Source organism: Citrobacter sp. Ca225 (assembly GCF_030337175.1).
Taxonomy (GTDB): Bacteria; Pseudomonadota; Gammaproteobacteria; order Enterobacterales; family Enterobacteriaceae; genus Citrobacter_A; species Citrobacter_A amalonaticus.
Genome location: NZ_JAOWCD010000049.1, coordinates 65034 through 77925 on the forward strand (window position 1 = coordinate 65034; position 12892 = coordinate 77925).

Sequence of the window (12892 nt, forward strand, 5' to 3'; positions counted from 1 at the left end):
GCAAGGAGACGATCATGACCAATAACCCTCCCCGTATTCAGCCCGGCGAGTACGGTTTTCCCCTGAAGTTAAAGGCCCGTTACGACAACTTTATCGGTGGTGACTGGGTTGCCCCGAGTGACGGCGAGTATTACCAGAACCTGACGCCCGTCACCGGGCAACTGTTATGCGAAGTGGCTTCTTCCGGTAAAAGGGACATTGACCTGGCGCTCGACGCGGCCCACAAGGTGAAAGACCAGTGGGCGCATACTTCTGTTCAGGATCGGGCGGCGATTCTGTTCAAGATTGCCGACCGTATGGAGCAGAACCTCGAACTGCTGGCGACGGCGGAAACCTGGGATAACGGTAAGCCGATCCGTGAAACCAGCGCGGCGGATGTCCCGCTGGCAATCGACCATTTCCGCTATTTCGCCTCCTGTATTCGCGCCCAGGAGGGCGGGATCAGTGAAGTGGATAGCGACACTGTAGCTTATCACTTCCACGAACCGCTCGGCGTGGTCGGACAAATTATCCCGTGGAATTTCCCCTTATTGATGGCGAGCTGGAAAATGGCGCCCGCGCTGGCGGCAGGAAACTGCGTAGTGCTTAAACCTGCCCGCCTGACGCCGCTGTCCGTTTTACTGCTGATGGAAGTGATTGGCGATCTCCTCCCGCCTGGCGTGGTGAACGTAGTGAACGGCGCGGGTGGAGAGATTGGCGAGTATCTGGCAACCTCGAAGCGTATTGCTAAAGTGGCATTCACCGGCTCGACGGAAGTCGGGCAGCAGATCATGCAATATGCCACGCAGAATATCATCCCGGTCACTCTGGAGCTGGGCGGGAAATCACCGAACATTTTCTTCGCCGACGTGATGGACGAAGAGGATGCATTTTTCGATAAGGCGCTGGAAGGTTTTGCGCTCTTTGCCTTTAACCAGGGTGAAGTGTGCACTTGTCCGAGCCGCGCGCTGGTGCAGGAATCCATCTACGAACGCTTTATGGAGCGCGCCATTCGCCGCGTAGAAAGCATCCGCAGCGGTAACCCGTTGGACAGCGTGACGCAAATGGGGGCACAGGTCTCTCATGGGCAGATGGAAACTATCCTGAATTACATTGATATCGGTAAGAAAGAAGGGGCGGATGTCCTGACCGGTGGGCGGCGTAAGCAGCTTGAAGGTGAACTGAAAGACGGCTATTACCTCGAGCCGACCATCCTGTCTGGTAAGAATAATATGCGCGTGTTCCAGGAGGAGATCTTTGGCCCGGTACTGGCGGTGACCACGTTCAAAACAATGGACGAGGCGCTTGAGCTAGCCAACGATACCCAGTACGGCCTCGGAGCGGGCGTCTGGAGCCGTAACGGTAACCTGGCGTATAAAATGGGACGCGGTATTCAGGCAGGACGCGTATGGACCAACTGCTACCATGCTTACCCGGCTCATGCGGCCTTTGGTGGCTACAAGCAGTCGGGGATTGGACGCGAAACCCACAAGATGATGCTGGAGCATTATCAGCAGACAAAATGTTTACTGGTGAGCTACTCCGATAAACCGCTGGGACTCTTTTAACTGACCGCGTTATGCCCGATGGCGCTTTGCTTATCGGGCATAACGATTAATCCAACACCTTTACCTGTAACGGACGGAAACGGCTGTAGACCCACAGTCCCAGGCAGGCAATCGACCCGATGAAAACGGTGAACAGTACGGTGATAAACACACCGCTGAACAGCGCGGCAGGAATCGCCATTACACCATGCACGGGTTGATCGTTCCATTTTACCAGGTCAAAGCCGAAGAGACTCAAAACGCCACAAATAAAACTGAAAGATATCATTGGGATACCAAGGCCAATAAGTAATAAACGGTAAATAGTGACCGCTTTGATGCGCTTAAGGCTGACGGTGGATGAGGTTTCCGCGTTGTTCATTTTTGTTCCCTTGTATTGATGTTTAAACATAATAAACTGCGATGTGCATAAAAAACAACATACTAAAAAATGGACTGTATATAAAAAACCATATGTCGATATATAAATATGAGAATTGCAGGGCATCTGGTCATTCCACTATCATTCTCAAACTCTTTTTTTTGATTCTATTCTCTGGGAGGAATATGTTTCTCGATTATTTTGCGCTTGGGGTGCTGATTTTTGTATTTCTCGTCATTTTCTACGGAATTATTATTTTACATGATATTCCCTATTTAATTGCGAAAAAACGCAATCATCCTCATGCCGATGCTATTCATGTCGCGGGGTGGGTGAGTTTGTTTACATTACATGTTATCTGGCCTTTCTTGTGGATTTGGGCCACGCTCTATCGTCCGGAACGCGGGTGGGGAATGCAAAATACTGAATCTGGTGTTGTGCAACTCCAGGAGCGTATTGCCGGGCTGGAAAAACAATTGGCTGACCTGAAATCCTCTTCTGGCGAGTATTAATTATGGATTTACTGATTATCCTGACCTATGTGGCTTTCGCATGGGCGATTTTTAAGATCTTCAACATTCCCGTTAATAAATGGACCATACCGACGGCGGCGCTGGGGGGAATATTTATTGTCAGCGGTTTAATCTTATTAATGAATTACAACCACCCCTATACATTTAAAGCGCAAAAAGCGGTGGTGTCTATTCCCGTTGTTCCGCAGGTCACTGGCGTAGTGATTGAAGTGACGGATAAGAAAAATACGCTGATTAAAAAAGGTGAAGTGCTGTTCAGGCTTGATCCCACGCGCTATCAGGCCAGGGTGGATCGTCTGCTGGCGGATATTGTGACGGCGCAACATAAGCAGCATGCGCTGGGTGCCGAACTGGATGAAATGACCGCCAATACCCAGCAGGCAAAAGCCACGCGAGACAAGTTTGCGAAGGAGTATCAGCGTTATGCGCAGGGGAGTCAGGCGAAGGTGAATCCATTCTCTGAGCGCGACATTGACGTCGCACGGCAGAACTACCTGGCGCAGGAGGCTTCGGTTAAATCGTCAGCGGCGGAACAACAGCAGATTCAAAGCCAGTTAGACAGCCTGGTAATGGGTGAGCACTCACAGATAGCCAGTCTGAAAGCGCAGTTGGCCGAGGCGGAATATAACCTGGAACAAACCATCGTTCGCGCGCCGAGTGACGGTTATGTAACCCAGGTGCTGATTCGCCCGGGAACCTATGCCGCCTCGCTGCCTCTGCGCCCGGTGATGGTATTTATTCCTGCTCAGAAGCGACAAATTGTCGCGCAATTCCGCCAGAACTCGTTGCTGCGACTGGAGCCCGGCGATGACGCGGAAGTGGTATTCAATGCCTTACCGGGCAAGGTATTCAGCGGTAAGCTGGCTGCCATCAGTCCGGCAGTGCCTGGTGGGACATACCAGTCGACCGGGACGTTACAGTCGTTGAATACGGTACCGGGGGCGGAAGGTGTCATTGCCACGATCGAGTTGAACGATCATGCTGATTTACGTGCATTACCGGATGGAATTTATGCACAGGTCGCGGTCTACTCCGACCATTTCAGCCATGTCTCGGTCATGCGTAAGGTATTGTTGCGCATGACCAGTTGGGTACATTACCTTTATCTCGATCATTAATTGTCGATGATTGAATCTTGCTCGGGACGCAACAGTTGCGTCTGAGCAAGCTGGTTGCGGATTTCCCGTAACATCTCATCCAGTACATACTGAACTCGCCAGGGCTGATACTCCCGCTTGCGGAAGATCGCGACCAGGTCCAGCCACCACTCATGCTGTTCTGAAAAGCAAGGGACGAGCGTCCCGGCCTTCAGATCGTTTTTCACGCTTTCATTGGGTGCAAACACAATACCCAGATGGTTGCGCGCCAGTTCCAGCGCCGACAGGGTATTGTCACAAACGTAGTTCCCCGTCACGCGATAGTCGCGCATCTCTTTACTGCCGGCACTGTTGAAGCGCCAGATGTTGGCATCATCAATCATCATAGAATCGATCAGGATGCAGGAGTGATGCTCAAGGTCTTCAGGTCGGCTTAGCGGGTGCTTTTCAAGGTAAGTCTGGCTGGCAAAGGCCGTCACTGCATATTTGGTAATAAAACTGGCAACCAGTGATTCATCTTTCGGGTGGGCATAGGTAATTAACACGTCACAGTCGTCAGGAAACTCGACGCCTTCATAAAAGGCTTTTGGCTCAAGGTTGCTGGTTTTCAGCGACAAAGAGATGTCGCCAATGTCTTTAATTCTGGCGATAACCTGTTTCGATAAGTAAGCGATGATGCCTGTCGGCGCGTACACCGTTACTCGCCCTCGCTTTTCGTGTTTATAATCAGCAATGAAATGATTTAGCTGCGCGTTTCTGTCGAGCATATCATTAATGTAGGGCAGAAGCGCCGCACCAAAAGGGGTCAGCGTCAGTTGCCGGGTCGTCCGGTCAAAAACCTTAAGGCCGACTTTTGATTCAAAATCAGCAAGATATTTGCTGACGTTGGCCTGGGCGATGCCGAGAACAGTTGCGGCATGACTGATGTTTTCACTGGCGGCAATGACCGAGATGATCTTTAATTCCCGATGCTTGAGTTGTAATTTATTCATCACAGCAGCCCAATATATATAAGTTTTTATATATTACTATATAAATATGTGCCTTGCACCGACGAATTTGTAAGCATTATTATTTCGACGCTTTGTGGCTTATTTTAAATGGAACGTCGGGCATGTTAATTAAACGCAATATAGTGGCACTATTTGCTTTCTCCTTTATCGCCAGTGCATCTGCTTCGGAATTATCCATTGGCGCGGGTGCGATATATAATGAATCTCCTTATCGCGGGTATAATGAAAATACCCATGCTATTCCCCTCATTAGTTATGAAGGCGAATCATTCTATGTTCGGCAAACCACGCTGGGCTACATTTTGTCTAAAAGTGAACAAAATGAATTTAGTCTGACCGCTTCCTGGATGCCGTTGGAATTTGATCCTGGCGATAACGACGACCACGCCATGAAAAAGCTCGACAAGCGTGACAGTACGATAATGGCGGGCGCGGCCTGGTATCATCATGAAAATTGGGGCAGCGTGAAAGTTTCTGCGGCCGCAGATGTTCTGGATAACAGCAATGGCTGGATGGGAGAATTATCACTGTTCCGTAAAATTCCTGTCGGACAGCTTGCTTTGATCCCGTCTGCTGGCGTGCTTTACTACGATGAAAATTTCAACGACTACTATTACGGTGTGTCAGGCAGTGAATCCCGTCGCAGTGGTCTGGATCGCTATTCCGCACAGGACAGTTGGGTTCCTTACGTCAGCCTGACCGCAAAATACCCCGTCACTGACAACATTATTCTGATGGCGAGCGCGGCTTACAGCGTGCTGCCAGATGAAATCAAAGACAGCCCGATGATCGACCGTGATGACAGCTTTACTTTCATGTCAGGCGTGAGCTGGCGCTTCTAAAAGAATAAGAAGAATTGCCGGACAGCGGCCATTGTCCCGGCCTGGGATTGGGTCAATTCACAGGTCTGCCGCTGTTCGGCATATTTCTACCGCTCTTCAGTTAAGAGAACTACACTGTAATAATAATTGTCCCGGAACGCACTGTTGCCGGGAGTCACTTTCCCTCTCCATGACGCATTATTGATCCATGCAGCATATTAAGCTGTAATTTGTGATAAATATGCCCGTTTAACTTGTATTGTCGAATATTCACACTGAAATAGAATAACGCTCTACTAATTTGTTTTTAGAGATTATTTAACAGCGCCTGGATTGATCTTTTAGGTATTCAGTCTGCACTTTGCTTGCGGCGAGATTAAAATGAACGCTTCAGGTATCTATTGAAATTAACTCTATTTTTTTTAAACTTGCGTAAGACAATATCTACAAGGACTTACACATGTTTAGCTATCGATAGTTCAGTAAAACGTGAGTATGTAATGATGGAATACCAGTTACATGGATTTATGATAGGTCGGGAAATATTTTTTGATATCAGTGAGTCGAGAATTTTCAGGCTGCCGGTAAATAAAATGGACAGTGTTATTGCATTTGGTGGCGTATTTTTTAACCGCACAATGCTACGCTTGTTTGTTTATCTTTTACTGAACGCCAGGACCCATTATGTTTCAAAAGATGAGTTACTCGTCAACGTCTGGGAAAAAAATGAATTAAGTGCTTCCACACAGCGTTTGTCTACGATGGTTAAAAATCTCAACAACAAATTATATTTGCTGGGATTACCTCAGCATTCCATCGTTAGCGTAAAAGGAAGCGGATACATACTGGCACTGGATAATATTCAACCGCTCTACAGTGCGGTTGATGAGGCAGATTATCAAATATAGGTATCACTCAATCGGGTGCCAGCTTATTCCGCAGCGTGATGTCGCCTGCGGATTATTCCCCTGGACGTCAACGCCCAGGGTTTTTTTTATGCGTCAGGCAGAAATCCGGTCGTAAGTATAAGGCGAATCCCCTGAACGTTTCTGGCATCTGACAAAATTCGACCATTTCCCCTGTTTGATCAAGGCAGCCGCGCTATTCTCTCTGGCACTCTGTGGTTTTATGGCGGGGGGAGGGTGCAATGAACCGGTTTATCATGGCGGATGCGACTAAGTGTATTGGCTGTCGTACCTGTGAAGTCGCTTGCGTGGTCTCGCATCAGGAGAATCAGGACTGTGCCGCGGTGTCAGCAGAACACTTTGTCTCGCGCATCCGGGTTATTAAGGAAAATACCTTTACCACCGCCGTTGCCTGTCATCAGTGTGAAGACGCACCGTGCGCCAATGTTTGCCCGACACAGGCCATTCGTCGCGATCGTGGACACATTTTTGTTGAGCAGGTGCGCTGTATTGGTTGTAAAAGCTGCATGTTGGCGTGCCCGTTCGGCGCAATGAACGTTGTTGCACAAACCTCGCGCGTACAGGCGGTGAAATGCGATCTCTGTTGGCATCGTGATACGGGGCCAGCCTGCGTGGAGGCTTGCCCGACAGGGGCATTGAAGTGTGTGGATGCGGCGAGCGTGCAGCGCCAGCGTCTGCACGCTCAGCCTTTATAAGCGCATTACCCGGCCCGATCAGGCCGGGATGGCGTTACTGATTTTCCTTCCAGGCGCGCTCCACCTCTTCAGCCAGAATTTTCACCCCAGCTTCAATTTTCTCCGGATCGGGAACATAGTTCATGCGCATACACTGGTGCGTGTGCGGCCAGGGTTTATCGAGCCCCGGGAAGAAGTAATGTCCCGGCACCATCAGTACGCCGCGTGCTTTCAGACGCTGGTAGAGTAACTCGGTGGTGATCGGCAAATCCTGGAACCACAGCCAGAGGAAAATTGCCCCTTCTGGTTTGTGAATTAAGCAGCGATTTTCAGGTAAATAGCGGCGAATGATCGCAATGGTTTGCTGAACACGCTGAAAATAGAACGGTTTGATGACCGTTTCTGACAGTCGCATCAGGTCGTTACGCTTAATCATTTCGCACATCATGGCCGGCCCAATCCCGCCTGGCGCAAGGCTAATGATGCCGTTCATATTGGCGATGGCCGTGATGATTTTTTCATTGGCGATGATGATACCGCAGCGTGAGCCGGGCAGTCCCAGTTTGGAGAGACTCATGCACAGCACAATGTTGGGATTCCACAGCGGGCGCGCTTCGCTGAAAATAATGCTCGGGAACGGCACGCCATAGGCATTATCAATGACCAGTGGAATGTCGTGCTGGTTGGCAAGCGTATCGAGTTTTATCAGCTCTTCATCTGTGATGACGTTACCCGTCGGGTTAGTTGGCCGGGAGACGCAGATCATCCCGGTCTCTTCACCAATATGCAGATGTTCGAAATCTACGTGATACTTGAACTGACCCTCTGGCAGCAGCTCAATATTGGGACGCGCCGAGACGAACAAATCCTCTTCCAGCCCGGAATCCGCATAGCCGATATATTCCGGTGCGAGGGGGAACAATACCTTTTTGGTAGTCCCATCAGCGCGGCGGCCAGCAAAGAGGTTAAACAAGTAGAAAAACGCACTCTGACTGCCATTTGTTAGCGCAATATTCTGCGGTTCGATATCCCAACCCAGATTTTCACGGAGCAGCGAAGCAAGCGTGGTCAGCAGCTCGGTTTTCCCCTGCGGGCCGTCATAATTGCAAAGCGCATCAGTGAGTTTGCCGTTTTCCAGCATCTCAGTCAGGAGCGTCTGGAAGTAATCCTGCATCGCCGGGATTTGTGCCGGATTACCGCCGCCCAGCATGATTGCGCCTGGGGTGCGTAAACCGTCGTTGAGGTCCTCCATCAGGCGGGTAATGCCTGAATGGCGGGTGAATTTGTCGCCGAAAAGTGAAAATGTCATAACGGATGGTCTGTCAAACGCTGAGTCGAAGTGAGTTACCTTAACGCTAGCACTGGCAGGGTGCAAATCGAGCTGAAACGGGTGCTTTGACGTTTTATGCTTATAATTTTCTTCAGTGTAGTGTTTTGTTTTGCTGCGTCTGAGGGGTTCTGACCTCAGACGCCGGTTTACGTTAACGCTGGCCTGCCCAGATGACCATCACCGAATCGTCGCCGTGCTGGCGAACGAAGCCGTATCCCTGTTTGAGTGAGAGCGTGGTTTGCCTGCCTGCGCCGATGGCCGGATGCCGGGCTCTGAACTGACCGAGGCGCTGCCAGTGGGTAACGTTGTCGGCCAATTTTCCGCTGACATCCTGCCAGTTCATCTCAGAGCGTGTGCCCTGTAACGGATCAGAGCCTGTGGGGCCGAAAGGTCGCGCGGACTCATCGCCATAGAATATTTGTACAGCGCCGGGCGCTAACAGTAGCAACTCAGCGGCTTTATCTCCGCCTTCACGGAACAGACGAGTATCATGCGAGGAGAGATAACTCAATACATTGAAACTCTGTAACTTTTCCGCCATCTGCTGCCAGACGAGCTCCATACCTGACAGGCAATCGACGGCTTTTGCGGCCTGCTCCTGATAGTCAAAGTTGATCATCGCGTCAAAACCGTGGCGATAGTAGTCGCTCTGCATTACGCCGTGACCCCAGGCTTCACCCGTCATCCAGAACGGCTTATCATCGAGCGCTTTGTCCGGATTCGCTTTTTTCCATTCAACCAGTGCCGCGCTGGCCTGCGTTTTTAACTGTTGCCAGGCCGGAAGTTCGACGTGTTTTGCCGTGTCGACGCGAAATCCATCGACACCGTAATCGCGCACCCACTGACTCAGCCAGTGGGTCAGGTAATCCCGGGGCGTGTAGCCCTCAATGGCTTTCGCACGCGTGTTGGCTTTATGTTGATAAAACACCGGCAGACCAGATGGGGTCGTCGATTCGGTTTTCAGATCCGGCAGGAAAGCCAGCGACATTGTGAGATCGTCAAAGCCAGGATTGTCGTAATCGCCAATGTCAGTGCGGATCCACGCTTTCCCCCACCATTTTTCCCAGGCGGCCTTATCGCTAAAGTTGATGTAATCATTGAAGCTGTGCCAGCTCTGCCCGGCGGCAGGTTTCCAGTCTGTCCAGCGCTCACCGAGCGTTTTTTTCAGCTCATCGCCAGAAAGGTAGAGCGCGCCGAACTGATATTCCTGCATGTCTGCCAGCGTGGCGTAGCCGGTGTGGTTCATTACGACATCAAACAGAATGCGGATCCCGCGCCGGTGTGCGCCGTCAATCAGCGCACGCAGGTCGGTTTCGTTGCCCATGTTGGCATCAAGCGTGGTCCAGTCCTGCGTGTAATAACCGTGGTAGGCATAGTGCGGGAAATCGCCTTTCGTGCCGCCACCCACCCAGCCGTGGATCTGTTCGAACGGAGCGCTTATCCATAATGCATTCACGCCCAGTTGTTGCAGATAATCCAGTTTGTGAGTCAGACCGCGTAAATCGCCGCCATGAAACGTGCCGATTTCCTCCATGCTGTCCTTATGGCGACCATAACTCTGGTCATTGGACGGATCGCCGTTCTCGAAGCGGTCGGTGAGCACAAAATAGACCGTGGCGTTGTGCCAGTCGAACGGCGCTGGTGCGTCGGTCTCTGCCCGTTCCAGCAGTAACAGGCCATTGCTGGCAGGTGCGGGTTGCAGGGTTATCTGACCGTTTTTCACCGTGGCGGTCTGTCCGCTGTAAAAATCGCGTACCACGCTCCCTTCCGGGAAAGTCTGCGCGACCGCTAACGTCAGTGGCTTTCCATCCCACTTCGGACACTGGCGTGCCACATTGGCGGTAGGTTCGGCTTCGCGCGGCAGCGTAATCATTAACGTTGGCGTACCAGAACGGGTATCGATTTCCATCGTATAACGGCCATCTTTGAACAAACGCCATTGCGGCGGGGTCCCTTCGCACGGGATCAGCGACAGCATCTGATTGAGTTTTATCGTATTAGCCGGCTGCCAGCACTGTTGGTCAAAATTGAGCGTTAAGGAACGAGTACCCTTCGTCAATTCAGCGTGACTGGCAAACTTACCGGTTCCCTCCGCGGTAAAAGAGGGGAAGCCCTGAGACGTCCATGTTGCGGCGCTCGTGATGCCTGGCAGTAGCGCGAGGGCGATGGCAGCAAGTTTCATTGTGTGGTCCTTTTTGCGGCGATTTTAACCAGTTTGCCTGAGAACCCGCTGACGAAACTCATCCTTCAACTGCATTCAACCAGGATGAGGGGCGCGGATGAGTGATTTTGGGCAAAAAATAGCCTTAATTTGCGATAACCACCACAAATCGTTCGAATTAGTTCCTTGTGGGATAGTTTATGCGTGACATGGTTTCGGAATTGGCCTATTCATTAGGGTGCTCTTGATCGCTATTTTTGATATGATTTGAGATTCAACTCTCAAAATTGTGAAAAATATAAGGTGTTGGAATGATTCAATCCGACCAGGAGACCTAATGATATTGACTCCCATACGACGATATGGGGCAATGATTCTTATGTTACTCACCATCGTATTTTCGGGTGAGGTGCTGGCAAAGACGCACACAACAACATCGAGTCAAAAGTCCCACGTAACCAAGACAAGTAATAAACAGGTAAGCAGTAAACAAGAGTATTCTCGCAATAGTGCAAAGAGCAGTTCACTTCCTGATTTGCGAAAATACCCTTCCGGAACACCAAGGAAAAAAGCGTTTCTCCGGACGGTTATGCCTTATATTACCAGTCAAAATGCGGCGATTACTGCCGATCGTAACTGGCTGATCTCAAAGCAGTATCAGAATCGCTGGTCACCGACTGAGCGTAAACGCATGAAAGATATTGCGAAGCGCTACAAGGTGAAATGGTCGGGCAACACCCGGAGTATTCCGTGGAATACGTTGCTGGAGCGCGTAGACATCATCCCGACCAGTATGGTGGCGACGATGGCTGCGGCAGAAAGCGGTTGGGGTACTTCTAAGCTTGCGCGTAGCAATAACAACCTGTTCGGAATGAAGTGTGCTAAAGGGAGTTGTAACAATGCGCCAGGTAAAGTGAAAGGTTACTCGCAGTTCGATTCCGTCAAAGAGTCGGTCAGCGCCTATGTAATCAATCTGAACACGCATCCGGCTTACGCCTCTTTCCGTAAATCACGCGCACAGTTGCGTAAAGCGGATCAGGAAGTAACGGCGACAGCGATGATTCATAAGCTGAAGGGTTATTCAACGAAGGGGCAGAGTTACAACAATTATCTGTTCGCGATGTATCAGGATAACCAGCGATTAATCGCAGCCCATATGTAATCCCCGAACGCCTTCTGCAAAGAAGGCGTTTTTGTTTCGGTCCCACCCCATCACATCAACACTTCACTGTTCAGATCGCGATACTCTTTCGGCGTCGTGTCGTACTCTTTCTTAAAAACGGAATAGAAATACTGCAGCGAAGGATAGCCGCACATCTGCGAGATTTCGTTGATCGACAGCGTCGTGGAAATCAACAGGCTACGCGCTTTCTCCAGCTTTTCAGCGTGGATCACCGCATGAATGGTCTCTCCCACTTCTTCTTTAAACCGCTTCTCCAGATTGGAACGTGAAATCCCAACTGCATCCAGTACCTGATCCACCTTGATGCCTTTGCAGGCGTGGTTACGGATATAGTGCATCGCCTGAATAACGGCGGGATCGGAGAGGGAACGGTAGTCTGTCGAACGACGTTCAACGACGCGCACCGGAGGCACCAGGATGCGCTGGAGCGGCAGTTCCTCATCGGCCAGCAGGCGATGTAGCAGCTTTGCCGCCTGATAGCCCATTTGCCTCGCGCCCTGAGCCACCGATGACAGCGCAACCCGTGACAGATAGCGGGTCAGTTCCTCGTTATCAATGCCAATGACGCACAGCTTTTCGGGTACCGGAATATGCAGGTGTTCGCAGACCTGAAGAACATGGCGGGCGCGGGCGTCAGTGACCGCGATAATACCCGTCTGCGGCGGCAGGGTTTGCAGCCAGTCCGCCAGTCGATTTTGCGCGTGTTGCCAGAGTTCAGGCGCGGTTTCCAGTCCCTGATACACCACCCCCCGATACTTCTCCTCCGCCACCAACTGGCGGAAGGCATGCTCGCGTTCCGCCGCCCAGCGCTTTCCGCTGGAGGCCGGCAGGCCGTAGAAGGCAAAGCGGTTGACGCCTTTTTCTTTCAGGTGCAAAAAGGCGCTCTCAACGAGAGCATGGTTATCGGTGGCAATATAATGGACAGGAGGATAATTTTCCGCCAGATGATAGGAGCCTCCGACACCGATGATGGGCACATGGACGTCAACTAACAATCGTGCGATTTCATCGTCGTCATAGTCAGCAATCACGCCATCACCTAACCACTCTTTGATGTTATCAATGCGGGCGCGGAAGTCCTCCTCAATGAAGATGTCCCATTCGGATTGCGAGGCTTGTAGATATTCACCGACCCCTTCCACCACCTGACGGTCGTAGGCTTTATTGGCATTAAATAACAGGGTAATACGGTGACGTTTATCAAACATGGTTCTGTCTCTGCTCACTCTTTCATAAACGACAATGC

Annotated in this window: 12 protein-coding genes; 7 read left to right on the plus strand and 5 right to left on the minus strand. The window is 50.9% G+C overall.

The window, feature by feature from the left end; translation table 11 throughout:
• The first annotated feature begins 14 nt into the window (after positions 1-14).
• Positions 15-1547: an aldehyde dehydrogenase AldB gene (gene aldB, locus OGW13_RS03025; protein WP_042998591.1), complete on the plus strand. Its 1533-nt coding sequence runs from the start codon at positions 15-17 to the stop codon at positions 1545-1547.
• A gap of 46 nt (positions 1548-1593) precedes the next feature.
• Here aldB and OGW13_RS03030 read toward each other — a convergent pair whose 3' ends face one another.
• Positions 1594-1908 carry a hypothetical protein gene (locus OGW13_RS03030; RefSeq protein ID WP_042998590.1) on the minus strand — a complete coding sequence of 105 codons (315 nt, stop codon included), beginning with the start codon at positions 1906-1908 and terminating at the stop codon, positions 1594-1596.
• 185 nt (positions 1909-2093) lie between these two features.
• On the opposite strand from OGW13_RS03030, the gene OGW13_RS03035 reads away from it, so the two are divergent.
• A complete protein-coding gene (locus tag OGW13_RS03035) occupies positions 2094-2420 on the plus strand; it encodes a DUF3302 domain-containing protein (protein ID WP_042998589.1) in 327 nt (108 codons plus the stop codon).
• 2 nt (positions 2421-2422) lie between these two features.
• Entirely contained in the window at positions 2423-3559 is a 1137-nt protein-coding gene (locus tag OGW13_RS03040) for an HlyD family secretion protein (protein WP_125339315.1), read from the plus strand.
• On the opposite strand, the gene OGW13_RS03045 is transcribed toward OGW13_RS03040, so the two are convergent.
• A complete protein-coding gene (locus tag OGW13_RS03045; RefSeq protein ID WP_042998587.1) occupies positions 3556-4530 on the minus strand; it encodes a LysR family transcriptional regulator in 975 nt (324 codons plus the stop codon). The two genes, OGW13_RS03040 and OGW13_RS03045, sit on opposite strands and share 4 nt — an antisense overlap.
• Before the next feature lie 122 nt (positions 4531-4652).
• Here OGW13_RS03045 and OGW13_RS03050 point away from each other — a divergent pair, with 122 nt between their 5' ends.
• The 3 genes from OGW13_RS03050 to OGW13_RS03060 all read left to right on the plus strand — a co-directional run bounded on the left by OGW13_RS03050 (position 4653) and on the right by OGW13_RS03060 (position 6993).
• On the plus strand, positions 4653-5393 hold the full coding sequence (locus OGW13_RS03050; protein ID WP_042998586.1) for a MipA/OmpV family protein: 741 nt from the start codon (positions 4653-4655) through the stop codon (positions 5391-5393).
• Positions 5394-5872: 479 nt separating this feature from the next.
• On the plus strand, positions 5873-6280 hold the full coding sequence (locus OGW13_RS03055; protein WP_224267565.1) for a winged helix-turn-helix domain-containing protein: 408 nt from the start codon (positions 5873-5875) through the stop codon (positions 6278-6280).
• A 239-nt stretch (positions 6281-6519) separates the two neighbouring features.
• Positions 6520-6993, plus strand: coding sequence for a 4Fe-4S dicluster domain-containing protein (locus OGW13_RS03060; protein ID WP_042998585.1), 474 nt, complete (start codon positions 6520-6522; stop codon positions 6991-6993).
• A 34-nt stretch (positions 6994-7027) separates the two neighbouring features.
• Here the strand turns inward: OGW13_RS03060 and avtA are convergent, their stop codons facing one another.
• On the minus strand, positions 7028-8281 hold the full coding sequence (avtA, locus tag OGW13_RS03065; protein WP_042998584.1) for a valine--pyruvate transaminase: 1254 nt from the start codon (positions 8279-8281) through the stop codon (positions 7028-7030).
• Positions 8282-8453: 172 nt separating this feature from the next.
• Positions 8454-10484: an alpha-amylase gene (gene malS, locus OGW13_RS03070; RefSeq protein ID WP_287115616.1), complete on the minus strand. Its 2031-nt coding sequence runs from the start codon at positions 10482-10484 to the stop codon at positions 8454-8456.
• Between the two features lie 316 nt (positions 10485-10800).
• On the opposite strand from malS, the gene OGW13_RS03075 reads away from it, so the two are divergent.
• Positions 10801-11625: a protein bax gene (locus OGW13_RS03075; RefSeq protein WP_042998582.1), complete on the plus strand. Its 825-nt coding sequence runs from the start codon at positions 10801-10803 to the stop codon at positions 11623-11625.
• A gap of 50 nt (positions 11626-11675) precedes the next feature.
• Here OGW13_RS03075 and xylR read toward each other — a convergent pair whose 3' ends face one another.
• Positions 11676-12854 (minus strand): D-xylose utilization transcriptional activator XylR, encoded by a 1179-nt coding sequence (gene xylR / locus OGW13_RS03080; RefSeq protein ID WP_042998581.1) that lies wholly within the window; start codon positions 12852-12854, stop codon positions 11676-11678.
• Positions 12855-12892 lie beyond the last annotated feature (38 nt).